Source organism: Diaphorobacter sp. B2A2W2 (assembly GCF_056730635.1).
Window position 1 is genome coordinate 222531 of record NZ_JBWZOR010000003.1, and the last position, 24177, is coordinate 246707.

The window sequence follows — 24177 nt, forward strand, 5'->3', positions numbered from 1 at the left end:
CTCCGCGGGATGGCGCTTGTCTCCGTGCTGTGGATGGTCGCAGCCCTCAGCATCATCGCAACGGGACTGACCCGCTCGATCCGCGAAGAAGCACGCCTGATGTCACTCGCACGACAGGATGTGCAAGCGCAGGCTCTGGGGGATGCTGCCATTCAGGTGGTACTGCAGGCGATAGTGGCGGGCAACAAGCCTGTGGTGCAGCTGGTTCAAACGAACGTTGTTTACAAAGGGGTGTCGATGCAGGTCCAGGCGATGCCCCTGAATGGCCTCATCGACATCAATTCGGCGGGAATTCCGCTGTTGGAACGTCTGTTGTCCGTCGGCGGAGGGATGCCACCCGCAACAGCGCAGGCCATTGCGCAGGCCATCGTGGATGCCCGCGAACGCAGAGATGCCAAGGGAACTCCACAGCGATTCGAGGCGGAGGAAGATCTGCTGCGGGTGCCTGGGGTGGACTATGACCTCTATGCTAGACTCGCCGCGCTTCTCACTGCGGACTTGCGTGGTTCAGGGAAAGTCAATCCCATGGCCGCGCCTGTTGAGGTACTGGCAGTGCTTGCCAATGGAAATGCTGGCGCGGCGATACAGATTGCCGCCAATCGTGAGGCTGGCCAGGTTGGAGTGGATACTTCCGCACTGGATGCAAATTTCATTGATAGCGTGACTGTGCGGCGATTGCGCATCCAGGCGCGGGTGCCTATGGCCGATGGATCAGTTGTACGCGTTTCACGCAGCGTCGATTTTGGCGCTCGAACGCAAGATGGCGCTCCATGGCATACCTTCCGCACTACTTCCGGTGTCGAGCCTGTGCGCCGAAAAAAATCCTAAGACACCATGCCATCCATCACATCTGATGCCCGTTTCCTGGGGATTGATCTTCATGCGCTATGGCGTGAAATCCGCCAGACATGGTCGGGCATGCATGACTGGCCGCTGTTGTCCTGGCTTACGCCCGCAGTTCCTGTCGTGCTGCTCCATCCGGTGGAGGGGCAATCCCTATGGCGAGGCGAATCTTCATTCGCTCAGTCCTCGGGCTTTTTGACAGCTCGGTTTACGGCGGTCGCACTACCGGAAGAGTATGTCCTGAGGCGGGAAATGATCTTGCCCGCCATGGCGGCGGCGGATGTGGCGAGTGCTGTCGCACTTGAGGCAAGGGCCAACAGCCCTTTTGCGCCACAAGATTTGGTCTATGGGCATAGGGTGCAAACCCCATCGCAGGGCGGACACCGAGTGGAGCTGGCCCTTGCTTCGCGCAGGCAGATTAGTCTCTACCTTGAAAGCCAGTCTTCCCGGCTGGAAGGAGTTGCAGAGCCAGAAGTCTGGGTGCGCAACCTCTCTTCTCCGCCGACGGTACTGGAAGGCTATGGGGAGGGTTTGCGAAAGGCGTATATCAAGCGCCAACGTAACGCGGGCTATAGCCTACTGGCGCTGGCTATGGTGCTGCTGAGCGTGATTGCAATCACGCCGACGCTGCAACTTCGCATGCGCGCTTTGGAGGCTGCAGCGGCCTATCAAGACGCTGTCCGGCGCACCGCCCCGCTGGTCAAGGAGCGCGAAGGGCTCATGCAGTCCATTGAGACGATCGGAGCTTTGTCCGAAGTGCTGTCTGGGCGGATCGAACCGCTGAAAGTTCTCGATCGTCTGACGCAGGTACTGCCGGACGATACGGCCGTGCAGAGCTTCAAACTGCAAGGCCTGAAGGTGACGCTTGTGGGGGTCACGGCCAATGCGTCAGCGCTGATGCAACTGCTGGGTGACCAACCTGGATTACGGGACGTGAAGGCCCCCAGCGCCGCCACGCGTCTGGGAGGAGCAACAAAGGAGAATTTTGTGATCGAGTTCATGCTTGATCCGCAACAATTTGGCGTCGTGGATAGGCCGCTTTCAGGTGCAACGTCGGCGGACCCTCTTGCAAAATCTAATGGATCTGTGGCACCGTCGCCCGTCATGCCCTCCAGCGCAGCAGTCGCTCCGGCGGGGGCTGCGTCTGCGGCTGTTGCGCCAGCATCCAAAGCCGCAGCGCCTATGACGTCGGGCGCTGGTACGCGTGCAGGAGGAGCAACGTTCGGGGGAGGTCGGGCCTCATTTGGCGGTGGCCGCGTGGCGCCTGCTTCTTCGCCTGCGGTTGCCGCGAGCGGGAGTGCTCCATGAAGCGAGTCTCCTCCCGTGAGGTTGCTATCCTGATGGGCACCCTGGCCCTGATCATGCTGCCTGTGGCATTGCTGGGCTGGTATGTTGTGGGCAAGCACCAGTGGGCGCAGCAGCAACTGGAGCAGCTGGAACCGCGCTACGCCCGTCTGTTGGGATTGGAGGCACAGCGCGCCGAGATTGAAACGGTCAAGGCCAAAGCCAGCGCTGCCCGTACGCAATTCGTGTACCCCTCGACGCAGGATGCCAATCAGACGGGCAATTCGGCACAGCAGCGTGTGCGGGACATCTTCAGCGCCGCGGGCCTGCAAGTCATAAGCAGCCAGGTGCTCCCGGCGAAGGAGGAGAAAGGATTTGATCGCATCCCCCTGACGCTGCGTACTGAAGGAGAACTGCTGGCGGTGCAGAGTGCGTTGGCTGTATTAAGCAGCCAGCTGCCGGTCATCGTGATCAATGAGCTGGAGGTGCAAGTACAGGGCGGGATCGCCAACCAGAATCCCAAAATTGCGCCTAAGCTGTCTGCGCAATTCAGCCTCAGCGTGTTGAGGGAGCGCTCATGAAGCGGTATGCGCTGTACATTCTGCTGGCACTGAATGGCGGATTGGCTTTGCTTCTGGCCTGGCTGTGGATCGGTGCAGATGGCTCGCTGCGTGATGTGCACTGGAAGCCGCCGGTACCCCATACCACGGATTTTGCCGCCATGCTTCCGGCGGTGCCAGGAGTGGCGCCCGCCGATACCAGCCAGTTCATTGCCATGTTGGACCGCCCACTATTTTCCGCTACGCGCAAACCGCCACCGCCGCCTGCGCCGCCGCAAGCAGCGGAAGAGCCTCCTTCCGACAATCTGAGCACAGCCCGTCTTTCGGGGGTGTTCGTGGGTGAAGGAGCAGGAGGCATCATCATTCAGATCGCCGGCAAGCACCGCCGTGCGCGCTTGAATGAAGCGGTGGACGGATGGACGCTGAAAACCATACAGGGCCGCAATGTGACCTTTGTTAGAGGTGGGCAAAGCCGTGTTCTGCAGCTTCCTCGGGCCGCGGTCACCACTTATACAGGTCTCGCGACGGCACCAGCATCTGCACAATCGCCGCAGCCTGCGATACAGCGCGCTGTTGCGCCGGGGAACCCAGGTGGTTCGCCACAGGCCAACAGCGCTGGCGCCCCCCAACCGGCAGGCAGGGCGGCTACACCGCCGCGAGCATCTTTTGGCGGACGCAGTAGTCGCCGGTAGGTGTTTAGTTGCTAGTGTTTTTTGAACTTTCTAAAGTCTCGGGCCTTGATATATGACCCTCTCTCGCTATGTTCTGTCGGTGGCCGCCCTGACGGTGTGCCATATCGCTACAGCACAAGGGCCCATGGTGCCTGGCTCGACGGGTGCCACGCAAACCAAAACGCAGACGAGCGCATCAACAGGCTCCGTTACTGAGGCTGATAGCGTTGATAAGCCCGCTCAAACCCGGTCCAATGAGGAGGCTGCCGACACAAAGGCGACTGAGCCGCGCTACATCCGTGGTAACGACCGTGTGATAGCGCCCGCTAAACCGGTGCAACGCGTCGAAGGTGCCCCCTTGTCCTTCAGCTTTGAAGAAGCGCCCGTAGCCGAGGTGGTACGTACGATTCTGGGAGATATTCTCAAAGCCGACTACGTGCTGCATCCGCCGCTCAGCGGAACGGTGACGCTGGCGACACGGACTCCCATACCTCCCGATCAGGCAGTTTTCCTGCTGGAAAGCGCTTTGCAGGCCAACGGCCTTGCACTCCTGCGAGACGCGCGGGGTACCTATCACGTAGGACGACCGGATACGCTCAAGGGCATCGGCGGTGCGATCCGCCAAGTCGGCAGTGGGCCGCTACCACCAGGCTATGGGGCCATTGTGGTTCCACTGCAATACATCGGGGCAGGCGAAATGGCATCCATTCTGCGCCCGATGGCGTCAGCAGATGCCATCGTACGTGTGGACAATGTGCGCAACCTGCTGGTGCTGGCCGGCACGCGTACCCAGGCAGAAGGCTGGCTGGACATCATCAACACCTTTGATGTCGATCTTCTCAAGGGCATGTCGGTGGGCGTCTTTCCTCTCAAGCATGCCTCGATCCAAGAGGTAGAAACGGCATTGCGCTTGGTGAGTGGCGGTACTGGTGCGCCTGGTGGTGCGGGCGTTGTCGGGGGGGCTGCGGCGGGTACCCAGGGTGCAGCCGGTGCGGCGCCTGGTACAGCCGGAAGCGCCCAGGCCATGCTGGGCGAGGGAAATCCGCTGTTTGGCGCGCTGCGTATCATGCCCATTGAACGCCTCAACAGCATTCTGGTGGTGACACCCCGTGCCTCCTATCTGGAAGAGGCGCGGCGTTGGATAGAAAAATTGGACCAACCCAGTGACGGCGGGGCGGAGCCTCAGTTGTATATCTATCAGGTACAGAACGGAAATGCGAAGCACCTGGCCAGCGTGCTGAATGGCATATTTGGCGGCGGTGGTACGCCTGTTGTGGCGAACAGTGGGGTGGCTCCTGGACTCAACAATGCCATGGGCAATTCATCGGGGCAGGTGGGAGGCGGAGCCGTGTTTGGAAATACCGGTGGCTTCGGCCGCAGTAATGCCTATGGCAGCAACGGCGCCTTTGGCTCGGGTCAAGGGGGCTTTGGCGGCGGACTTACGGGAAGCATCGGTCTCAATAGTGCCAACAACGCTTTTGGGGCCAGAAACGTGATTGGCGGCACGCAGATCCAAGGGGGTGGCGTCGCTGGTGGGCTGGGCTCGATACGGGTCATGGCAGACGAACTGAACAACTCCGTGCTGGTATGGAGCACCAAGGCGGAATACACCAAGATCGAATCCACACTGAAGCGGCTCGATCTGCCGCCAACCCAAGTGCTGATCGACGCGAGCATCGTGGAAGTTTCGTTGAAAGATGACTTGGAGTATGGCCTGCAATGGGCCTTCAACGGCGGGGTGGGAGGGGGGTACTCCGGGCGAGGTGTCATTAGCGGTCTGAAGGACGGTGCGTTGGGCGGCGTAGGACAGGGTTTCTCTTACACGCTTCGCAATGCGGCCGGCCTCAAAGCAGTTTTGAATGCGCTGGCGACCAAGTCGTTGGTGAAGATGATCTCTAACCCATCTCTGATGGTATTGGACAACCACACTGCGACGATTGCCGTCGGAGACCAGACGCCTGTGAGGACCAGCGAGACGAGGTATGTGGAGAGCTCAACGGGCGCCACTACCAGTACCATTCAATATAAGGACACGGGGGTGAGCCTGATGGTCACTCCATCTGTCAACGCTGGCAACATCGTTTCATTGCAGATTGATCAGACGGTCACTGACGTGGGTGCGCAGGACGAAGTCAGCGGTCAGCGTGCCTTCATGCAGCGGCAGATCAGCAGCAAGGTTGCCGTCCGTTCAGGAGAGGCGATTGTGCTGGGGGGGTTGATCAAGGACAGCTCGACGACGGGTAAAACTGGGGTGCCATTGCTGCAGGACATTCCTATCGTGGGCAACCTGTTTGGAACAAACAGCAAGATAGGCAACCGCACTGAATTGATCGTTGTGATCACCCCGCGTGTCGTTCGCACCGACATCGACATTCGCGAGGTGAGTGAAGACTTGCGCGATCGGCTGAAGGGGCTGCGCGCTGTTGATATGCGGGACCAATTGCAGAAACAATCCAATGGCGAAGCTGCCTCTGCGGTAGTGCAACCTTTACCCCCCAATTGAATCAATGTGTTCCGTTATGTTGTTGAAGGATGATCACATGAGTGTGTCAACGCCCAAGCGCCCTTGGGGCATGGCTGCGGTTGTTTTTACGTTTTCGCTATTTGCGACAGGCTGCGCAACATTGGCCGGCTCGCCCGAGCAAATTGTGGAACGTCGTGCCAACGAGTATTGGAAGGCAAGGGTGGCAGCAGATTACGCCAAGGCCTACGAGCTCTCCACGCCGTCATATCGCAAGCTGCGTACACAAGAGCAGTTTCGCCGCCAGTTCGGTTCGGGAGCGGCAGTGAATGCTGGGGAAGCACACAAGGTGACCTGCGAGCCGGAAAAGTGCTCCGTACGCATAAAACTCACCGCTACGCCTGCTTTGATGGGGGTGAATGTGGGTACAGTAACCACGTACGTGGACGAGATCTGGCTGCTCGAGGACGGTCAGTGGTGGCGACACCAGGAGCTGTAATGGAGCACCAGTTCTTGGGCGTCAGAGGAGGCTGCATAGAGTCGTTCTGACATCGGTGTTGCGTTTCTTCAACAGAGAGATTTTTTACGATCTATCTGTTGGATGAGTCCCCAAAGCGCTGTGCTACCATCAACCAGCGTAATCAATCGTGGTAGTTGCGCTTACCAACTTTTCAACTGGAGTTTTTTGTATGAAAAAGAATGTTCTGGCCCTGAGCATTGCTGCCATGATTGGTGGCCTGGGCTTTGCTGGCGTTGCGTCGGCTGACGTGATCGTTGGCTCTGGCACTACCGTCAGTGCCACTACGCTGCAGCAGGCCGACGCCACTGCTCTGTCGCTGTCGGAAGGCGGCGTTGGTCACATGCTGTTGGTGCCCTACTACAGTGCTCAGAACGGCAATATGACCGTGTTGCATGTGGTGAACACCGACACCGTGAATGGCAAGGCCGTGAAGGTGCGCTTCCGTGGTGCCGCCAACTCCGACGACGTGATGGACTTCCAAGTTTTCATGTCGCCTGGCGACGTGTGGACCGCTGCCGTGACGGCTGGTGCCGATGGCATCGCACAGGTTCAGAGTGCGGACAACACCTGCACGGTGCCTGCTCTGGGTAACAATACGCCTCAGGCCTTTGCCACGAGCCGTCTTGATCCGCTTAAGTCTGATGCAGAGCGTGCCAACGGCACGCGCGAAGGCTACGTTGAAATCTTCAATATGGCCGACATTCCTTCCGAGAAGCTGTGGACTGTGGCGGGTGTGACCGGTGCCACCAATTCGCCGCTGTACACCGCAATCAAGCACGTGAACGCCGTGGCACCTTGCTCGGTGGCTGGCTCGGCTGCTGAAGCCACCCTGTTCGGTGTGGCTCTGACGAACTACACGACTGAAGGCGACGCGGCCGCCGCTGGCTTCAACACTCCCACGGGTGGTTTGATGGGCGATTGGTACGTTATCAACGTGCCAGAAACTACAACGTTCTCGGGTGCATCCACGGCTGTGGTTGCAACGGGGGGTACGGGCCGTGCAAACTTCGTGCATTTCCCGCAGATTGATTCCGCAGTGCCTGCTACTCCCGGGATTGACACTTTTACGGCTGACCCGCTGTTGCGCACGGATGCTGTGAAGGCTGACGGCTCGGCTTTTGGAACCACTCCCGCGGTGGCGGCTGGTTTCTATGACCTGCCCGACATGTCCACGCCTTATCTGCCCGCTGACCTTGGTCTTCCCAAGAACCAAGCTAGCGCTCTTACGACAGCTCTGGCGGTGTCTTCGGTGACGAACCAGTATGCTAACGACGAATCGATCACCGCTAAGACCGACTGGGTGTTCTCCATGCCCACCCGGCGTTATAGCGTGGCGGCCAACTATGCGGCTGTTGATGCCAGCACGCCCGCAACAGATGCTAACGTTGCCTATCGTTTGTTCTCCAACTTGGTGGGTCTCCCAGCGTCTGTTGCTGCGACTGCTACTCAAGACGAATGGTTCTTCGCTGGCAATACGTCTTTGGCTACGAACGGTTCCGGCAATATCTGCGTAAAGGCTGATGACCAGCGCTTCTGGGATCGTGAAGAGACGACGCCTGGTAAGGGCACGCCGGGCCCAGTGTTCTCTCCTCGTACTCCGGGTGCGAAGTCCGTGGTTTCGCTGTGCGGCGAGGCTTCGGTGCTGGCATTCAAGGATCTGGGTAACTCCGTCCTGGCCTCTTCTGTGGCACGTTCTACAATGACCAGCGGTACTTACGTCAATGGTTGGGGTGTGGTGCAAACGACCAATGCCGGCTTTGGTCTGCCGCTGATGGGTGCTTCGTTCATCAAGCTGACGAACCCCCAAGTGGCTGCTGGCCTGTCCGGCACGTACGGTATCACCTGGCCGCACCGCTTCACGCGTTAATTCTCGTGGGCACTTAATCGCAGCGACGCGATCCAAAAAGGCGGGGGAGACCCCGCCTTTTTTTATTACCTTTTAGATTGACGATGAACGCAAGCATGACACGAGCATTTCTTCTTCCTCTGTGTGCCGCCGTGACGGCGGTATGTGCGGCGGGTGTGGCATCCGCAGAAGAGCAGGCGCTGGTCCAAGGGCCGCGCATCTCCATTACAGAGGCGGACATTCAGGCCGACTCGCTGCGCATGCCTGTTGAAATGCGCAGCATCGTGTTGGCTCGCCCGCAGACTGTGACGCAGATCGCCACCAATCTGTATGCACGTCGCGCAATGGCTGAGTCAGCGGAAGCGCAGAAGTTGGCAAAGGATCCCGACGTGCAGGCCGCATTGCGCATTGCGCGAGATAAGGTCCTCTCCGACGCGTATCTCGCCAAGCTGGACAAGGCGCACACCCCCAGCGCTGAAGCCGCAGAAGGCTTGGCTCGCAATGTCTACAAGGCCAAGCCCGAGCGCTTTCAAACGCAAGAAGAGGTGCGCGCGCGCCATATTCTGATCGCCGGGGAGGGCGATGAGCAGCGTGCGCAGGCTCAGAAGCTGTTGGTGGAGCTCAAGACTGGCGGTGATTTTGCCAAGCTCGCGCGCGAACATTCGGCGGACAAGGGTTCGGCGGCAAAGGGAGGTGACCTGGGCTTCTTCGGCAAGGGGCGCATGGTGCCAGAGTTCGAAACGGCTGTATTCAGCCTGCAGAACCTCGGGGATCTGAGCGGCGTCGTGCAATCCAAGTTCGGCTATCACATTATTCAGTTGCAAGACAGGCGCCCCGCCGGCATCCGCCCCTACGAGGAGGTGCGTGAGGCCCTAATCAAAGAAGTGCGCGACGCGGCCATTCAGGAGGCACGCGTAGAGGAAGCGCAAAAAATGCAACTAGGTGTGAAAATTAATGAAGAGGCTATTAAGGCCGTAGCCGCCAGATACGACGCACTGCCCAAGCCAGCTCCTACCCCTGTGGGCAAGTAACCAGGTCGCTCGCAGCAGGTGTGCAGGCTTTCAAGGCGTGTTAACTTCGCGGGTTGCTTGGTTTGCACACTGGTTGCTGAATGCTGACTTATTTGTGGAATGACGCGCGTGCGGTCTGGGGGGCACGTGCGCTCGTTGGAGTCATGACCCGACGAGAAGTAGCTGCGCGCCATGCGGGAACCGCAGTCGGCATCCTGTGGCCATACCTGCAGCCGTTGCTCACCGTTGCAGCCTACTATTTGGTCTTCGACGTCGTGTTCTCCATGCGTCTGGGTTCCGGGGCGCCTACGCATGCCGTGGGCACCTTTTTGATCGTGGGGGCCTTGCCGTGGATGGCCTTTTGCGACGCCGTTTCCCGGGGGATGAACAGTCTGATCGAAGCGGGCGGGTTGTTGCAGAAAAACCCTTTGCCCCCCATTCTCTTTACGACACGGGCCGTGTTGGCAAGTGCCGCCATCTATGGGCCGTTGCTGCTTCTGGTCGCGCTGGCCTACATGCCGCTGCATCGATTCCAGTGGCCCGCGCTGGCGCTTCCGGCGCTGTTGGCAGTGCAGTTGCTGTTGTGTCTGTTGTTGGGCTATATGTTGGCTATTCTGGCAGCAGCCCTCCGGGATACGGTCCAGGTTGTAGGCTTTCTACTCTCGGTAGGCATTTATCTCTCGCCGATACTGTTTCCGCTGAGCATGTTCCCTGACGCCTGGGCCTGGGTGCTTTGGCTCAATCCCATGACGGCACTCGTGCAGGGCTATCAGCAGGTGCTATTGCAGGGAACGTGGCCGCCAGCGAGCGTATGGTGGGTCTCTGCCGTGTGGCTTGCTTTGCTGGTGGTGACGCTGAATCCGCTCATCGCGCGCAGCCGCGACCAATTGGTGGATTGGCTATGACGGACTTGAGTGTGGGTGGCCCCAGCGGTGGCTTGGGCTCGCAAGTGGTGTTGCGGGTGGACGGCGTCAGCAAGGAGTACAAGCTGTATCCATCGCCCCGCTCCCGCCTCCGGGCACTGGTGACCGGCAAGGCCACGCATCGGAGCCATTGGGCACTGCGAGATGTTTCGTTCGAGTTGCGACGCGGGCAGTGCATCGGGGTCATTGGCGACAACGGCGCGGGCAAGAGTTCGTTGCTTAAGCTGTTGGCGGGCACGTTGCAGCCGTCCACTGGGCGCATCGAGCGCGTGGGCCGCGTCACGGCCATACTGGAATTGGGCGCGGGGTTCCATCCGGATTTCAGCGGGCGCGACAACCTGTACTTCGGCGGAAGCCTGATAGGGATCGACCGGGCGGAAATGGCGCGCCTGGAGCCAGAGATTATCGAATTCTGCGAACTGGGTGAAGCACTGGACCGGCCGGTGAAGACCTACTCGTCGGGCATGTCTGTGCGACTGGCGTTTGCGCTGGTCACGGCGGTTCAACCAGACGTTTTGATCATTGATGAGGCATTGGCCGTGGGCGACCAGCATTTCCAGAAGAAATGCATCGAGCGCATCATGGCCTTCCGCAACAATGGCTGCACCATTCTGTTCTGTTCCCATAGTCCTTATCACATTCGTCATTTGTGTGACGCAGCCTTGTGGCTGCGGGCCGGGCAGGTGGTGCAGATGGGGCCCACGGAGCCGGTGCTGGCCGCCTATGATCTGCACACGCGCCAGCGGCAGGCGCAGGACGTGCTGCACGGCGAGGAGGCGCCTGAGCCCATTCCGTATGCACAGGGGTCGGATGCGAACGCCACGTCGGGAGAACCGAGCGGCCCCGCGTCAGAATCACCGGTGGCCGCGGTCGAACGCGGCGACGCTTGCATCTTGTCGGTGGACGTCAAGGATTTGGGTACACCCGAAGGAGATCAACCGGCCGTTCTGCACAGCCAGGATCTGGTGGTCACCATTACCGTGCGGGGGCGGGGGGACGAGCGGCCGCATATTGGTTTCATGATCGAGCAATCCAAGGGCGTGGGAATCACATCTTTGGCGACGCATGAAGATGGCGCCACTCCCGAGCAGTTGCCGGATGGAACGTGGCGCTCGATATTGACATTTCCTGATCTGCCGCTGCACAGCGGCGACTACGTCATCAGCGCATTTCTGTTCGATGAGACGGGACTCGCGGTTTATGACGAGTGGTTCCAGTTCCTGCATTTCCGATTCATTTTCCCAAAGCCCTTGCCGGGGCTCGTTCGCTTGCCGCACCACTGGAGCTGATGCAAGCGCCACATAGCTATGAGTTCACAACATGACAACGCGCCCAGTTCTGGGCAGGCACTGCTACAAGAAGGCCGGGAGCTGCTGGCGCGGGGAGACCGTACCGGAGCGGCCCAGGTACTGGCGCGAGCGCGGGCGGAAAAGGACGTGGTGCTGCAGGCGCACGCATTGATCGAGCAGCACGGCCTCGTGGGGTCCTTCACCAACATGATGGGCCTGGAATGCCGGATTTCGGCGCATGACGACATCTTCGGTTTCTTTGCGGGCCATCCCTCCAGCATGAATCCGCTGAGGGACTATTTTGCCGATGGATGGCGCACGCTGTCGGAGCTACTGGTGCTGCTGGAGGCGGTGGACCAGCCCCTGCTGAAGATGAACCATGTGCTGGAATTTGCCAGTGGCCATGGCCGTTTCACCCGGCACTTGGTGAAGGCGCTGGGGGCTTCGCGTGTCACAGTCTCCGACGTGGTGGCGGATGCGGTGGATTTTTCCCGCGCCACCTTCGGCGTGCAGGGGTTCCCATCGGCCAGCGTTCCCGAGGACGTGCAATGGCCCCGTCAATATGACCTGGTGTTCGTCCTGTCGCTTTTCAGTCATCTGCCGCGCCATACGTGGACACGTTGGCTCCAGGCTTTGCATGGTGCAGTAGCTCCAGGAGGTGTGCTGGTGTTCAGTACCCATGGGCAGAAGGCGGCCGATTTCGACCATGTGACGTTGGAGGACGACGGATACTTCTTCGCCCCCTCCAGCGAATCACAGGCAATTGACGTGCACGAGTATGGCACTGCCTTTACGGCCGAACCGTTCGTGTTGGCGCAGATCGAGAAGACGTGGGGCCTTGGCGCGCTGGTGCACCAAGTGCCAGTGCACTTCTGGAACCACCAGGACGCCTATGTGCTGCGCAAACGATGAGTCTGCATCAATGAGCGGGGCGTCGACATGAGAACGTTAAACCATTGGCAGGAATGGCTGTTTGGGGTGTCTCGGTGGGATGCCGGGAAGATCACCGACGAATGGTTTCGCGCGCATTTTGAGTATGCAGCGGACGTCGTGAACCATTGGGTGGGGGGGGTGTTGGATCTCCCCACGGCGCGTCTGCTGAATTTTGGCTGCGGCGACGGGATCACGGATCTGGCGCTCGTTCTGCGGCACGGCGCGACGGCGATCCATGGTGTGGACATCCGTCAGGAATATGCCAAGCTGCCGCGCATTGCACGTGAGCAGTTGGGAATGCAACGGCTGCCGGCTGCTCTGAGCTTTGAGACCATTCGTTCCGGAGCCTCACTGGCCCAGCGCCATGCGGGAGTGGATGGCATTATGAGCTGGTCCACTTTCGAGCATGTGCAGCGCGAGCAGCTGACACCGATCCTGCGGGATCTGTATGCCTGCCTACGCCCGGGAGGCTACTTCTTCATTCAGATCGAACCGTTGTTCTATTCCCCTTTCGGCTCGCACCTGCGCCGGTATGACGACGTTCCCTGGCACCACCTGCTGGCCAGTGAAGAAGAGCTGTGGAAGATCATCGAGGCCCATGAGGGGCCGATCGACGCGGCCGAGGTGGACTTCGGCTTTGCCGACTTCGGTGTGGACGGGTACAAGAAGTTCGTCTTCAACGAATACCGCGCGCTCAACCGGCTCACGGCCGATGAGCTGGTGGAGGCCACCACCGATGTGGGCTTTCATGTCGTGCGACAGGAGCGCCGCCATCTGGACATGGAAGTCCCGCAGTCCCTGCGCGGTCGCTACCCGCAGGATTGGTTGCTCAACAATGAGATATTTCTGCTGTTGAGCAAGTGATGCTATGAATTAAAGAGCTGCTCGCGCTTGATATACGGTGATTTCAGATTGATTTCCATGTGAAATCACCGTATGGCAAGCGCCATAAGCTCCTGTTTTTCACATCAAGCTCTGAGCCAATTCTTGACCTGCCGCTGCCAGTGCGCGGGGATGCGGCGCGCCACGCCACGTAGCACGGGCAGGGAGCGCAGATAGACGACCGCACCCAGCAAGCCGGATTTTGCGGCGTCGGCGGGCGTCGGCTTGGGCAGGTAGGCCAGCAGGGCTGCATGGTCGAGGCCGGGCGTATCCGCCGGTGCGGCGGGCGCCAGTCCGGTCAGGTAATTGCGGCGGTAAGTCCAGTCGTCCTCTGTGGACGGGATTTCCGTCCCGGGCTGCGCATCTCCTGGCACTGGGGCATTGGCGGTGGAGAAGTGCTGCGTGTGCAGGGTAGTGAAAGCGTCCACCCAACCCTTGCCGTCCAGCTCCCAGTCGTACACCCAGCTCCAGGGCCGCCCGGCGATGCGTTCGGCAAAGGCGCCCAGGTTCGGCACTGCCACGGGCAAACCGGCCAGCAGTGCGGCGCTCAGCGTGTAGCTGTAGGTTTCGGGCCATTGGGCGGGGAACCAAACCAGATCGGGCTGCAGCCATGCGAGCAGGCCGGGCAGATCCTGCTCTTCATAGGCGCCGTGCACTGTCAAGCGTGCGCGCGGCTGGGTTTGCAGATGGCGGTAGGCAAAACCGAGCAGGTGGAACTCTATGGGGGCATTGCGCCGCGCCGCCTCCAGGGCGGCGGCTTCCAGCACATCGGCGCCCTTGATGGCGCTCAGGGCACCGATCACCGCGATCCTCAGCGGTGCGCCCGGCTGCAGAGGTGCCGGCGCTGGCGCGGGTAGCGCGGCGTTCGTGGGCACGTCGGTGTGCGGCACGGCGTGCACGCTTGCCGCCGGAGCGAAGCCGGAAATGCGGCGGGCCGTGTCGTGGCTGGGTGCCAATACGTGGCGCGCACCGGTGAGCAGCCGCGCATTGGCACCGCGCCATTGCGCGACGGTGCCATGGAGCGGCGCCGCCATGTCCGGTGGGCAGCATTTGCACTGCCCGGGTGCCAGTTCGCCCACATAGCGGTTGTCGCTGCCAGTCATCGAGATGTGGGTGCAGTAGCTGTAATAGTCGTGCGCGGTGAAATCGTAGGGCACATCCAGCAGATGAGGCAGATCGCGGATCGCCTGTCCGTGTCCGAGCAGGTGATGGAAGTGCACATGCCGCACACCGAGCCGGCGCAGCACGTCGATCAGGTCGTCGTACTGCTCGGGCAGCCGGAAGGCGAGTTCGAAGCCCTCGTTCTCTCCGGCCATGCGCAGCAGGACGCTGTGGCCAGGCGCCGGGGTGAGTGTGAGGAACTGCGCTTGGTCCGCGAGGTGAGCGGCCAGCTCGCGCACATGGCGCACGGTACCTCCCGCGCGGTCGTGCAGCACGGCCAGCACCACGGGCAGGCCTGCGTCCCGAATGCGGGCCACGTCCAGCGCCAGGCGGTAGGGGCGGGCCGGGTCTGTCTGGACAAAGGCGTGGACATCCCGCGCATAGCCGGGGTGCAGGCGTGCCAGCGTTTCCATGGCCGCGCGCTCGCGCGGGCTCTTGCTGTCGCCAAAGCTCACACCGCCCGTGTGCAGCACGAAGGTGTCGAGCAGATGCAGGTTGCGCCAACCCTTGCGGATGGCGCGCTGGCAGAAGTCGTTCTCCTCGCCATAGCCCTTGCCGAAGTTTTCGGTATCGAACAGGCCCACATCGCGCAGGCTGTCACGGCGGATGTACATGCAAAAGCCCACTCCCGTGGGCACATCCACGACCGCGCCGGGGTTCGTGCGCGCACACAGCGCATCCATGCGGGCCGTGTCGTAGCCCGGAGGGAGGGCGTTGTCCTTGCAGAATTGCGGGTAGCTGCAGATGGTGGCATTGGTGGAGAACGGGGTGACGGACGCTACCTTGCTGTCGCCATAGGCAGCGGCGCGAATGCGATCGAGCCAGTCATTGGCGACCTCGGTGTCGCTGTTGAGCAGCAGCACATCGTTGTCTTCATTCAGGGCCATGCCCCGGTTGACGGTGCCTACGAAGCCGAGGTTCTCCACGTTCTCGAGCAGGGTGATGCGTTCGTCCTGAATGGCACGTTCGCGCAGCCAGGCGGTGACTTCGGGCTCGGGGCTGCAGTCGTTGATGACGATCAGCCGATACGGCGTGCGTACGGGGCTGGCCAGCACGGAATCGATGCACAGCCGTGTGTCGGCCAGGCCCCGGTAGACCGGCACGATGATGTCCACTGGATGCGCGGTGGGCGGCAGTGGCTGGGGCACCCGTTCTGTGGAGGCAGCCGCATGGCGGGGCGCGCGGCCCAGCAGGCGGTCCAGGCGCATCTTGGCGTGAACGATGGGACGGGTCGCACGGAACACGGTGGAGCTTTCGATGGTTTTCAGGTGGTTGGCCAGCTCTCCAAAATCTCGCTGCAACTGAGTGAGCTCGTACTGCAGACGGGTGGCGTTACGCTGGAACTGCGCCGACTCATCTTTGAGATCGGAGCGCTGTTGCATCAATACGGTGTTGGTGCTGGCAAGTTCCTGATTGGCGGCCTGTGCTACCTCTAGGGAATGGCGGGCTTCGCCCAACTGGCCTTCCAGTTGCCCTTGCATGGCATGTGCCTGGGCTTCGATGCGGGTGATTTTGGCCTGGAGGGGTTGGACCGTGCTGGACAGTGCCAGGTAATCGGCCGACATCGGCCAGCCGCATTCCACTGTCAACATGGCGCCGGCTTGTGCGCCGGTCGCCAGCACGTCTTGCGGAATGGGCAGTTGGAGCCAGGGGTCCTCGCCCGTCAGCAGGAGCAGTGTGGCTGGCGCAGCCGCGGCCAGCGGGGCCTGCCAGACGATCTGGCTATGTGCCGTGCTGTCGAGCAGGGGTTCGATGGCGCTGGCTGCATCCCAGGACCAGATCGTTTCGCCCTGGGGCCCTTGCAGGGCCAGGCCATACAGATGTAGGAAGCCTGGCCGGTCAGCGGGGTCCAGCCGCAGGTGGGATATGGGCACGCCGGTCGCGGGCAGCACGAACTGCAGGGCTTGGCGTTCGCGGCCGATGATGCCGGTGGCTGTGAGCTTGCGGTCCTCGGCGTACTGGCCGGCATGACCGAAGTAGAGCTGCGCAGTGAACAGCGCGTGGACGGGATCGGCATCGGGCGGCCCAGATTGGTCTGCGGTGACCGGTTGCGCTGCGGGGTGTGCCACGCCAATGAACTGGTAAGCGAGTGCATCGGGCGCGCCCAGCAGATAACGCGCAACGGCTGGCGGGAGTTGATCGAATGCAGCCTGGAATTCGGACTCGGGCATTTCGCGGCGGATCGTATCCAGGCTGTCCAGGGCCCACGCCTGATCGCCCAGGAAGCGCGCGAGTGAGCGGCGTGTGAAGAAACGCAAGTGAGTGCGGTCCAGCAACCCCTCTTCACGGTAGCGAAACTCGCCCTGCAGCAACTCGGCCACCAGGCCCGCATAGCCCGCGTTGGGTACCGAGATTAGCAACCCGCCACTGGGTTTGAGCAACTCGCGACAGGCAGCCAGCACACGCTCGGGGGCGCGCAGGTGTTCCAGCACGTCGGCGCACACGATGTAGTCGTAGTGCTTTGTCGTAAAAGTTGTAAGAAGGTTACAGGTTTCCAAGTCGTCTACCACCACTTGGCGGTAATGAGGGCGGGCGTGGGCCGCCTCGGCCTCGCTCCAGGTCAGGCCATCGCAGATGCATTGATGGGTTTCATACAGATATTGGCCCAGCGCACCGCTGCCGCAGCCCAAATCCAATACGGTGGCGCCCTCATGCACCAGACCGGCCAATACGGAAAGAGAGGTGCGCTCGTCCGGGCGGATGCTGCGCAGATATACGTGCAAATCCTCGATGTTCTGTGTCATCCCCAGATTATGACCAAGGGGGTAGGTGGGGCCCTGTGGTCTGGCGGCCCTGTCAGTGACCTTGGTTACAGCGACAATACCGACCCGATGCAAGCAGCTTCCTCATGTTCCGGCGGCCTGGTGGTGTCCGTGGTCAGCCACGGGCATGGACCGCTCGTGGGCGCTTTGCTTCAAGACTTGGCGCGATATTGCAAAGCCAGTGTCACCCGGGTAGTGCTGACGCTCAACCAGGCGGATGAGCCGTTGCCATCTCACCAGTTGTGGCCGTTTGAGTTTCAGGTGCGACGCAATCAGCAGCCGCTGGGTTTTGGGGCCAATCACAATCGGGCCCTGTGCGATGCAAAGGAGCATTGCGTTTGTGTGCTGAACCCCGATGTGCGCTTAACTTCGGATCCCTTTGGCGCTTTGGTGGCTGCAGTACTGCAGCCAGGCGTGGGGTGCGCGTACCCCGTTCAGGTGGATGGCGTGGGAAAAGAGCAGGACAGTGAACGGGCATTGCCCACCCCTGCTGCACTGTGGCGCCGCCGCATCTTGAGACAAGGTGAAGCCCGAGTGGATTGGGTTAACGCCGCATGCTTGGTGTTGCCACGTACTGTCTGGCAACAAGTGGGGGGATTTGATGAGCGCTATTTTATGTACTGTGAGGACGTGGATTTGAGTTTGCGTATCCGTTTGGCGGGGTGGGCCATACGTCGCGTCCCGGTGGTAATAGTCCACGGCGGGGAGCGCGCCAGCCACCGCCGCCTGCGCTACCTCCTGTGGCATGTGCGCAGTTTGCTGCGGCTATGGCTTTCACCTGTTTACCGCCAAGCTAAAGATTTGTTGCCTCTGGATATCCACAGCTCCCGTAGGATCGGCCCCCCATGATTTGGTTGTCTCTGGTGGGTTTTCTGTGTGCTGGGCTGTCGGCTGCCTACATCATCCGCTGGGCGGGTGGCCGCACGGCCGCGTACAGTGATTCCATGCCCCAGCGGTTCCACGTGGGCGAGATACCGCGCCTCGGCGGCGTGGCGGTGTTGGTCGGCTTGTGCAGCAGTTGGATGCTGGGTGTATGGCAGACCCGGGCAGGGGACCCGGGATCGTTGCGCCTAGGCTACTGGGTGTTCTTGTGGATGGTAGCGCTGCTGCCTGCTGCGTTGGGCGGCATCACGGAGGACATCACCCAAAGACTGTCGGTGCGCTATCGACTGCTCCTGACATTGGTCTCCGGGGGGTTGGCAGTGTGGTTGCTGGAGTTGAACGTACCGCGCCTGGGGCTGCCTTGGCTGGACGCGATGCTGCGGCGGGAGCCTTGGCTTGGGATGGGTATCGTGCTGTTGGCGATTGCCGGCTTGCCCCATGCTTTCAACATCATTGATGGCTACAACGGTCTCGCGGGTATGGTCGCGTTGATCGTGACCCTGGCGTTGGCCCATGTGTGCCTGCAGGTGGGCGACCGGGCCTTGGCCTCCTTGCTGGTCTGCATGGCGGCGGCAACCGTAGGTTTTCTGGTGTGGAACTACCCCCGCGGCATGCTGTTTGCCGGCGATGGGGGGGCTTATATCTGGGGCGTGGTGATTGCGTTGGCAAGCTTATCGTTGGTGCAGCGCAATGTGGAGGTTTCGCCCTGGTTCCCCATGCTGCTGCTGATCTATCCGGTCTGGGAAACGCTCTTCTCCATTTATCGCAAGCTGGTGCGTGGCGTATCACCGGGGATGGCGGACGCATTGCATTTCCACCAGTTGATCTACCGCCGTATCGTGCGGCGGGTGTTCCATGAGGACGAGGCGCGTCGCATGCTCAAGCGCAACAACCGTACATCGCCTTACCTCTGGGCGTTCACCATGCTCACGGTGGTGCCCGCCGTGTTGTTCTGGAATAACACGCCTGTGCTCATGGCGTTCTGTGGCTTGTTTGGTGCGACTTATGTGGCGGCCTATATCGGAATCGTGCGCTTCAAGGTGCCCGACTGGATGCGCTTCTGAAGGCGGCGCGCGTGCGCCGGATGCGGCACAATTTGCGCTGTTTGTAATCCACGCTTGTCAATCTTCCCGTACACATGACCGACCTTCTTTCGATTGCGCCGCGCGACAAGGCTGAGATCCTGGCCCAGGCGCTGCCGTACATCCGCAAGTTCCATGGCAAGACCATGGTCATCAAATATGGCGGCAACGCCATGACCGACCCGGCCCTGCAGGCCGACTTTGCGGAAGACGTGGTGCTGCTCAAGCTGGTGGGCATGAACCCGGTGGTGGTGCACGGCGGGGGCCCGCAGATCGAGCAAGCCCTGAACCGTCTGGGCAAGAAGGGCGAGTTCATCCAGGGCATGCGCGTGACCGATGCCGAAACCATGGAAGTCGTGGAATGGGTGCTGGCCGGCGAGGTGCAGCAGGACATCGTGGGCCTGATTCACCAGGCGGGCGGCAAGGCTGTGGGCCTCACGGGGCGCGATGGCGGCATGATCCGCGCCAAGAAGCTCAAGATGGTGGACAACAAGGACCCGAGCGTCGAACATGACGTGGGGCAGGTCGGTGACATCGTGGCGATCGACCCGAGCGTGGTCAAGGCGCTGCAGGACGATGCCTTCATTCCCGTCATCAGCCCGATCGGGTTTGGCGAGGAAAACGAAAGCTACAACATCAACGCCGACGTGGTGGCGAGTAAATTAGCTACGGTGCTGCAGGCAGAGAAACTGGTGCTGCTCACCAACACCCCTGGTGTGCTGGACAAGGAAGGCAAGCTGCTCACCGACCTGACGGCGCGCGAAATTGATGCATTGTTCGCTGATGGCACCATCTCCGGTGGCATGCTGCCCAAGATCAGCGGGGCGTTGGATGCGGCAAAGGCTGGCGTGAATGCCGTGCACATCATTGATGGCCGCGTACCGCATTCGATGTTGTTGGAAATTCTGACCGACCAGGCCTACGGCACCATGATCCGGAGTCACTAGGCTCTTTTCGGGCACGGCCCGGGTGTATTGGAGTCAAAAATGGCTGCAGCGCTTGTCCAGAAAGCGTTAGCAGCTATTTTTTTGGAAGCGGCTCCAAGGGTTGCGGCAACAGCGAGCAGCCGTCACGATGCTGGAGTGGTGGTGTGCGAGAATCAATTGCACACACTTGTTGCTCTCCCTCCCCAATCCATGCCCCATGACTGAATTCACGCCTGCTACTGACGCGCCAGCCTCCACCGACGACGCGCCCACCGCGCGCCGCCGGCCGCGGCCGGGCGAGCGGCGTGAGCAGATCCTGCAGACCCTGGCGGCCATGCTGGAGCAGCCCGGGGCCGAGCGCATCACCACGGCAGCGCTTGCGGCGCGCCTGCAGGTGAGCGAGGCGGCGCTGTACCGGCACTTTGCCAGCAAGGCACAGATGTTCGAGGGGCTCATCGATTTCATCGAGCAGAGCGTCTTTACCCTTGTGCACCAGATCATGGAGCGCGGTGGAGAGTTTGAGGGCGCGCAGCGCGCGGCGCGCATCACGGCCATGGTGCTGCAGTTCGGCGAGCGCAACCCCGGCATGGTGCGCGTGATGGTGGGGGATGCGCTGGTTTTCGAAAACGAGCGCCTGCAGCAGCGCATGAACCTGTTCTTCGACAAGGTGGAGGCCACGCTGCGCCAGTGCCTACGGCCCGTGGCCGACGCGGACGGCTCGGCGACACCCACGGTGCAGACACAGGTGCGGGCGGCCGCACTGTCCGACCTGATCCGCGGACGCCTGCAGCGCTACGCACGCACGGGCTTTCGCCGCATGCCGACGGAACACCTGGACGCCACTCTGGCACTGTGGCTGTAACGCCGGCGCAGGCAAGCGTGATGGCATGACCACCCGCGAAAGGCGCGGTAAGCATTTCGCCCTTGGCACGGTCCCCCGCGATGGTGGGGCTCGATAAATCATCCACTTAGGGGTTTACCCCGAAGCGCGTTCTGCGCGCCTGGAAATACTGGCGTTACCTGCCTGTTTTATGCAAAATAGAACGATCGTTCGTTTTATTTTGCTTCATGTCTCTTTCTCCTTCCCCCATCAAGACGGTTCGCGCGCCACGCCGCGAGGGCCGGGCGCTGCACAAGGGGCAACACACCAAGGCCGTCATCATCGATGCCGCCCTGGGACTGGCTACGCACATCGGCCTGGAGGGGCTGTCCATCGGTGCGCTGGCCGACGTGACGGGCATGAGCAAGTCAGGCGTGTTCGCGCACTTCGGCTCGCGCGAGGAACTGCAGATCTCGGTGATCCGCGAGTACCACACGCGATTCGAGCAGGAAGTGTTCTACCCCGCGATGCAGGCCCCGCGCGGCGTGCCGCGCCTGCGTGCGCTGTTCGCCAACTGGATGAAGCGCACCTCCATCGAGATCGACTCCGGCTGCATCTACATCAGCGGCGCGGTGGAGTTCGACGATCGCACCGGCCCGGTGCGCGATGCGCTGGCCAACTCGGTGATGACCTGGCAGGCCGCGATGAAGCGCGCCATCCAGCAGTGCAAGGAGTGCGGCGAGATCCGCGACGACGTCAGCGAAGACCAGATGCTGTTCGAGATTCACGGCCTGATCCTGGCGCTGCACTACGAGGCGCGCTTCCTGCACACCCCTGGCTCCATCGACCGGGCCAACACGGGCTTTGACAACATCCTGGCGCGCTACAGCGCGCTGCCCGGCCACCGCGGTTGAGCCCTGCCACCCGTATTTCGGTTTTTCTTCTTTTCCACCCTTCCTTCTTCCCAGGAGTCTCCACATGCCTACTTACACGCCTCCGCTGCGCGACATGCAATTCGTCCTGCATGAAGTCTTCAAGGTCACCGACGAATTCAAGGCCATGCCCGCGCATGCTGAAGTGGATGCCGACACGATCAACGCCGTGCTGGAAGAAGCCGGCAAGTTCGCCGCCGGCGTGGCGTTCCCGCTGAACATCAGCGGCGACACCGAGGGCTGCACGCTGAACCAGCAGACGCATGAGGTGACCACGCCCAAGGGCTTCAAGGAAGCCTATGCGCAGTATGTGGAAGGTGGCTGGGCTGCGCTGTCGTGCGACACCGCCTATGGCGGCCAGGGCCTGCCCTTCGTGATGAACCAGTGCCTGTACGAGATGCTCAACAGCGCCAACCAGGCCTGGACCATGTACCCCGGCCTGTCGCACGGCGCCTATGAGGCGTTGCACGCCCATGGCACCGACGAGCAGAAGAAGCTGTACCTGCCCAAGCTCACGAGCGGCGAGTGGACCGGCACCATGTGCCTGACCGAACCGCACTGCGGCACCGACCTGGGCCTGTTGCGCACCAAGGCCGAGCCCCAGGCCGATGGCACCTACAAGATCACCGGCAACAAGATCTTCATCAGCGCCGGCGAGCACAACTTCACCTCCAACATCGTGCATCTGGTGCTGGCTCGCCTGCCCGACGCGCCCAAGGGCAGCAAGGGCATCAGCCTGTTCGTGGTGCCCAAGTTCAAGGTGAACGCCGACGGCTCGCTGGGCGAGCGCAACCCCATCTACTGCACGGGCCTGGAGCACAAGATGGGCATCCACGGCAACGCCACGGCGCAGATTGCCATCGACGGCGCCATCGGCACCCTGGTGGGCGAGCCCAACAAGGGCCTGGCCGCGATGTTCGTGATGATGAACGCCGCCCGCCTGGGTGTGGGCAACCAGTCGCTGGGCCTGACCGAAGTGGCTTTCCAGAACGCGCTGGCCTACGCCAAGGACCGCATCCAGATGCGCAGCCTGTCGGGCACCAAGGCGAAGGACAAGGAAGCCGATCCCATCATCGTGCACCCCGACGTGCGCAAGATGCTGCTCACCGCCAAAGCCTACGCCGAGGGCGCGCGTGCGCTGCAGATTTTCTGCACGCTGCTGCTGGACAAGGCCCACAGCCACCCCGACGAGAAGGTGCGCAAGGACAGCGACGAGCTGGTGGCGCTGCTGACTCCCATCGTCAAGGCCTTCATCACCGACAACGGGCACATTGCCACCAACGCCTGCATGCAGGTCTTTGGCGGCCACGGCTTCATCAAGGAATGGGGCATGGAGCAGTTCGTGCGCGACAACCGCATCAACATGATCTACGAAGGCACGAACACCGTGCAGTCGCTGGATCTGCTGGGCCGCAAGGTGCTGGGCAACAACGGCGCCACGCTCAAGAAGTTCGGCAAGCTGGTCGGGCAGCTGGTGGCCGAAGAAGGCGTCAACGAGAAGATGGCCGAGTTCATCAACCCCATCGCCTACCTGGGCGACCAGATGACCAAGTTCACCACCGAGATCGGCTTCCGCGGCTTCCAGAACCCCGATGAGGTGGGCGCCGCCGCCGTGGACTACCTGCGGGTGGCCGGCCACCTGGTGTTCGGCTACATGTTCGCCCGCATGGCCCAGGTGGCGCTGCGCGAGATTGCCGCCGGCAACACCGACCCGTTCTACCAGGCCAAGCTGCAGACGGCGCGTTTTTACTTCGCCAAGCTGTTCCCTGAAGTCCACACGCTGATGCGCACCGCCCGCGCCGGCAGCAAGGTGCTCATGGACACCGACGCCGCCCTGGCCTGAGGCAGCGACTGCACGCATTGCTATTTCTGAATGTTTTTGCACTGGAGGCCTTATGAGACAAGCGTTAGCAGCTATTATTTTTGCAGCAATCGCGGCCCCTGCATGGGCCCAGATGTCCCCCGTGGGCCTGTGGCGCAGCGTGGACGACAAGACGGGCGAGGCCAAGGCCGAGATCCGTATTGCCGAAACCAGCGGCGTGCTGAACGGCCGCATCGAAAAGTCCCTCAAAAAGGACGCCGACCCTGCTGCCACCTGCACCGAGTGCAAGGACGACCGCAAGGGCAAGGCGATCGCGGGGCTGGAGATCATCCGCGGCGTCAAGAAGGCCGATGACCGCGAGGTCTGGGAGGGCGGCAAGATCCTCGACCCCGAAAACGGCAAGGAATACCGCGCCAGCCTGACCCCCATCGAGGGCGGAAAGCGGTTGGAGGTGCGCGGCTTCCTGGGCCCGTTCTGGCGCACCCAGACCTGGCAGCGCGTGCAGTAAGCAAAGCAGTGAGCGCCACGGCGCCGCAGCCGGCCCGCCCGCGTGGCGCGGGGCCTGGCG

Annotated in this window: 20 protein-coding genes; 19 read left to right on the top strand and 1 reads right to left on the bottom strand. The window is 61.5% G+C overall.

Annotation, left to right across the window (positions count from 1 at the left end):
• Positions 1 to 9 precede the first annotated feature (9 nt).
• The 12 genes from AC1PPL_RS07140 to AC1PPL_RS07195 all read left to right on the top strand — a co-directional run bounded on the left by AC1PPL_RS07140 (position 10) and on the right by AC1PPL_RS07195 (position 13204).
• Positions 10 to 828 (top strand): type II secretion system protein GspK, encoded by an 819-nt coding sequence (locus tag AC1PPL_RS07140; protein WP_313560370.1) that lies wholly within the window; start codon positions 10 to 12, stop codon positions 826 to 828.
• Positions 829 to 834: 6 nt separating this feature from the next.
• Positions 835 to 2151, top strand: coding sequence for a PilN domain-containing protein (locus AC1PPL_RS07145; protein ID WP_479972974.1), 1317 nt, complete (start codon positions 835 to 837; stop codon positions 2149 to 2151).
• Positions 2148 to 2708 carry a type II secretion system protein GspM gene (gspM, locus tag AC1PPL_RS07150; protein ID WP_479972975.1) on the top strand — a complete coding sequence of 187 codons (561 nt, stop codon included), beginning with the start codon at positions 2148 to 2150 and terminating at the stop codon, positions 2706 to 2708. Before AC1PPL_RS07145 ends, gspM begins: the two co-directional genes overlap by 4 nt.
• Positions 2705 to 3379 carry a hypothetical protein gene (locus AC1PPL_RS07155; RefSeq protein WP_454536187.1) on the top strand — a complete coding sequence of 225 codons (675 nt, stop codon included), beginning with the start codon at positions 2705 to 2707 and terminating at the stop codon, positions 3377 to 3379. The genes gspM and AC1PPL_RS07155 overlap by 4 nt, the downstream gene beginning before the upstream one ends.
• A 52-nt stretch (positions 3380 to 3431) precedes the next feature.
• Positions 3432 to 5861, top strand: coding sequence for a type II secretion system secretin GspD (gene gspD, locus AC1PPL_RS07160; protein ID WP_479972976.1), 2430 nt, complete (start codon positions 3432 to 3434; stop codon positions 5859 to 5861).
• 37 nt (positions 5862 to 5898) lie between these two features.
• Positions 5899 to 6318 (top strand): hypothetical protein, encoded by a 420-nt coding sequence (locus tag AC1PPL_RS07165; RefSeq protein ID WP_479972977.1) that lies wholly within the window; start codon positions 5899 to 5901, stop codon positions 6316 to 6318.
• Positions 6319 to 6508: 190 nt separating this feature from the next.
• Positions 6509 to 8206 carry a cell surface protein gene (locus AC1PPL_RS07170; protein WP_479972978.1) on the top strand — a complete coding sequence of 566 codons (1698 nt, stop codon included), beginning with the start codon at positions 6509 to 6511 and terminating at the stop codon, positions 8204 to 8206.
• Between the two features lie 95 nt (positions 8207 to 8301).
• The gene (locus AC1PPL_RS07175; protein WP_479972979.1) at positions 8302 to 9216 is read left to right on the top strand and encodes a peptidylprolyl isomerase; all 915 of its coding nucleotides are present in this window, start codon (positions 8302 to 8304) and stop codon (positions 9214 to 9216) included.
• 80 nt (positions 9217 to 9296) lie between these two features.
• Positions 9297 to 10100, top strand: coding sequence for an ABC transporter permease (locus tag AC1PPL_RS07180; RefSeq protein ID WP_479972980.1), 804 nt, complete (start codon positions 9297 to 9299; stop codon positions 10098 to 10100).
• Positions 10097 to 11407, top strand: coding sequence for an ABC transporter ATP-binding protein (locus tag AC1PPL_RS07185; RefSeq protein ID WP_479972981.1), 1311 nt, complete (start codon positions 10097 to 10099; stop codon positions 11405 to 11407). The genes AC1PPL_RS07180 and AC1PPL_RS07185 overlap by 4 nt, the downstream gene beginning before the upstream one ends.
• A gap of 18 nt (positions 11408 to 11425) precedes the next feature.
• Positions 11426 to 12319, top strand: a complete 894-nt coding sequence (locus tag AC1PPL_RS07190; protein WP_479972982.1) for a class I SAM-dependent methyltransferase — start codon at positions 11426 to 11428, stop codon at positions 12317 to 12319.
• A 27-nt stretch (positions 12320 to 12346) separates the two neighbouring features.
• Entirely contained in the window at positions 12347 to 13204 is an 858-nt protein-coding gene (locus tag AC1PPL_RS07195) for a class I SAM-dependent methyltransferase (protein ID WP_312300816.1), read from the top strand.
• 104 nt (positions 13205 to 13308) lie between these two features.
• Here AC1PPL_RS07195 and AC1PPL_RS07200 read toward each other — a convergent pair whose 3' ends face one another.
• A complete protein-coding gene (locus tag AC1PPL_RS07200; RefSeq protein WP_479972983.1) occupies positions 13309 to 17127 on the bottom strand; it encodes a methyltransferase domain-containing protein in 3819 nt (1272 codons plus the stop codon).
• 87 nt (positions 17128 to 17214) lie between these two features.
• Here AC1PPL_RS07200 and AC1PPL_RS07205 point away from each other — a divergent pair, with 87 nt between their 5' ends.
• The 7 genes from AC1PPL_RS07205 to AC1PPL_RS07235 all read left to right on the top strand — a co-directional run bounded on the left by AC1PPL_RS07205 (position 17215) and on the right by AC1PPL_RS07235 (position 24117).
• The gene (locus AC1PPL_RS07205) at positions 17215 to 17994 is read left to right on the top strand and encodes a glycosyltransferase (RefSeq protein ID WP_479972984.1); all 780 of its coding nucleotides are present in this window, start codon (positions 17215 to 17217) and stop codon (positions 17992 to 17994) included.
• Entirely contained in the window at positions 17991 to 19091 is a 1101-nt protein-coding gene (locus AC1PPL_RS07210) for an MraY family glycosyltransferase (RefSeq protein ID WP_312129419.1), read from the top strand. The genes AC1PPL_RS07205 and AC1PPL_RS07210 overlap by 4 nt, the downstream gene beginning before the upstream one ends.
• Before the next feature lie 74 nt (positions 19092 to 19165).
• On the top strand, positions 19166 to 20056 hold the full coding sequence (gene argB / locus AC1PPL_RS07215) for an acetylglutamate kinase (RefSeq protein WP_011804042.1): 891 nt from the start codon (positions 19166 to 19168) through the stop codon (positions 20054 to 20056).
• Positions 20057 to 20252: 196 nt separating this feature from the next.
• The gene (gene slmA, locus AC1PPL_RS07220; RefSeq protein WP_479972985.1) at positions 20253 to 20897 is read left to right on the top strand and encodes a nucleoid occlusion factor SlmA; all 645 of its coding nucleotides are present in this window, start codon (positions 20253 to 20255) and stop codon (positions 20895 to 20897) included.
• A gap of 206 nt (positions 20898 to 21103) precedes the next feature.
• A complete protein-coding gene (locus AC1PPL_RS07225) occupies positions 21104 to 21769 on the top strand; it encodes a TetR/AcrR family transcriptional regulator (RefSeq protein ID WP_123674946.1) in 666 nt (221 codons plus the stop codon).
• 64 nt (positions 21770 to 21833) lie between these two features.
• On the top strand, positions 21834 to 23630 hold the full coding sequence (locus AC1PPL_RS07230) for an acyl-CoA dehydrogenase C-terminal domain-containing protein (protein WP_012655593.1): 1797 nt from the start codon (positions 21834 to 21836) through the stop codon (positions 23628 to 23630).
• Positions 23631 to 23682: 52 nt separating this feature from the next.
• On the top strand, positions 23683 to 24117 hold the full coding sequence (locus AC1PPL_RS07235; protein ID WP_011804047.1) for a DUF2147 domain-containing protein: 435 nt from the start codon (positions 23683 to 23685) through the stop codon (positions 24115 to 24117).
• The last annotated feature ends 60 nt before the right edge of the window (positions 24118 to 24177 follow it).

Excerpts from the sequence above, each read along its gene's own strand:
- AC1PPL_RS07155 (WP_454536187.1), top strand. The coding sequence starts at position 2,705 with ATGAAGCGGTATGCGCTGTACATTCTGCTGGCACTGAATGGCGGATTG.
- AC1PPL_RS07175 (WP_479972979.1), top strand. The coding sequence starts at position 8,302 with ATGACACGAGCATTTCTTCTTCCTCTGTGTGCCGCCGTGACGGCGGTA.
- AC1PPL_RS07180 (WP_479972980.1), top strand. The coding sequence starts at position 9,297 with ATGCTGACTTATTTGTGGAATGACGCGCGTGCGGTCTGGGGGGCACGT.
- AC1PPL_RS07205 (WP_479972984.1), top strand. The coding sequence starts at position 17,215 with ATGCAAGCAGCTTCCTCATGTTCCGGCGGCCTGGTGGTGTCCGTGGTC.
- argB (WP_011804042.1), top strand. The coding sequence starts at position 19,166 with ATGACCGACCTTCTTTCGATTGCGCCGCGCGACAAGGCTGAGATCCTG.
- AC1PPL_RS07165 (WP_479972977.1), top strand. The coding sequence starts at position 5,899 with ATGAGTGTGTCAACGCCCAAGCGCCCTTGGGGCATGGCTGCGGTTGTT.
- AC1PPL_RS07185 (WP_479972981.1), top strand. The coding sequence starts at position 10,097 with ATGACGGACTTGAGTGTGGGTGGCCCCAGCGGTGGCTTGGGCTCGCAA.
- gspM (WP_479972975.1), top strand. The coding sequence starts at position 2,148 with ATGAAGCGAGTCTCCTCCCGTGAGGTTGCTATCCTGATGGGCACCCTG.
- AC1PPL_RS07195 (WP_312300816.1), top strand. The coding sequence starts at position 12,347 with ATGAGAACGTTAAACCATTGGCAGGAATGGCTGTTTGGGGTGTCTCGG.
- AC1PPL_RS07190 (WP_479972982.1), top strand. The coding sequence starts at position 11,426 with ATGAGTTCACAACATGACAACGCGCCCAGTTCTGGGCAGGCACTGCTA.
- AC1PPL_RS07170 (WP_479972978.1), top strand. The coding sequence starts at position 6,509 with ATGAAAAAGAATGTTCTGGCCCTGAGCATTGCTGCCATGATTGGTGGC.
- AC1PPL_RS07145 (WP_479972974.1), top strand. The coding sequence starts at position 835 with ATGCCATCCATCACATCTGATGCCCGTTTCCTGGGGATTGATCTTCAT.
- AC1PPL_RS07230 (WP_012655593.1), top strand. The coding sequence starts at position 21,834 with ATGCCTACTTACACGCCTCCGCTGCGCGACATGCAATTCGTCCTGCAT.
- AC1PPL_RS07210 (WP_312129419.1), top strand. The coding sequence starts at position 17,991 with ATGATTTGGTTGTCTCTGGTGGGTTTTCTGTGTGCTGGGCTGTCGGCT.
- gspD (WP_479972976.1), top strand. The coding sequence starts at position 3,432 with ATGACCCTCTCTCGCTATGTTCTGTCGGTGGCCGCCCTGACGGTGTGC.
- AC1PPL_RS07200 (WP_479972983.1), bottom strand. The coding sequence starts at position 17,127 with ATGACACAGAACATCGAGGATTTGCACGTATATCTGCGCAGCATCCGC.
- slmA (WP_479972985.1), top strand. The coding sequence starts at position 20,253 with ATGACTGAATTCACGCCTGCTACTGACGCGCCAGCCTCCACCGACGAC.
- AC1PPL_RS07225 (WP_123674946.1), top strand. The coding sequence starts at position 21,104 with ATGTCTCTTTCTCCTTCCCCCATCAAGACGGTTCGCGCGCCACGCCGC.
- AC1PPL_RS07140 (WP_313560370.1), top strand. The coding sequence starts at position 10 with ATGGCGCTTGTCTCCGTGCTGTGGATGGTCGCAGCCCTCAGCATCATC.
- AC1PPL_RS07235 (WP_011804047.1), top strand. The coding sequence starts at position 23,683 with ATGAGACAAGCGTTAGCAGCTATTATTTTTGCAGCAATCGCGGCCCCT.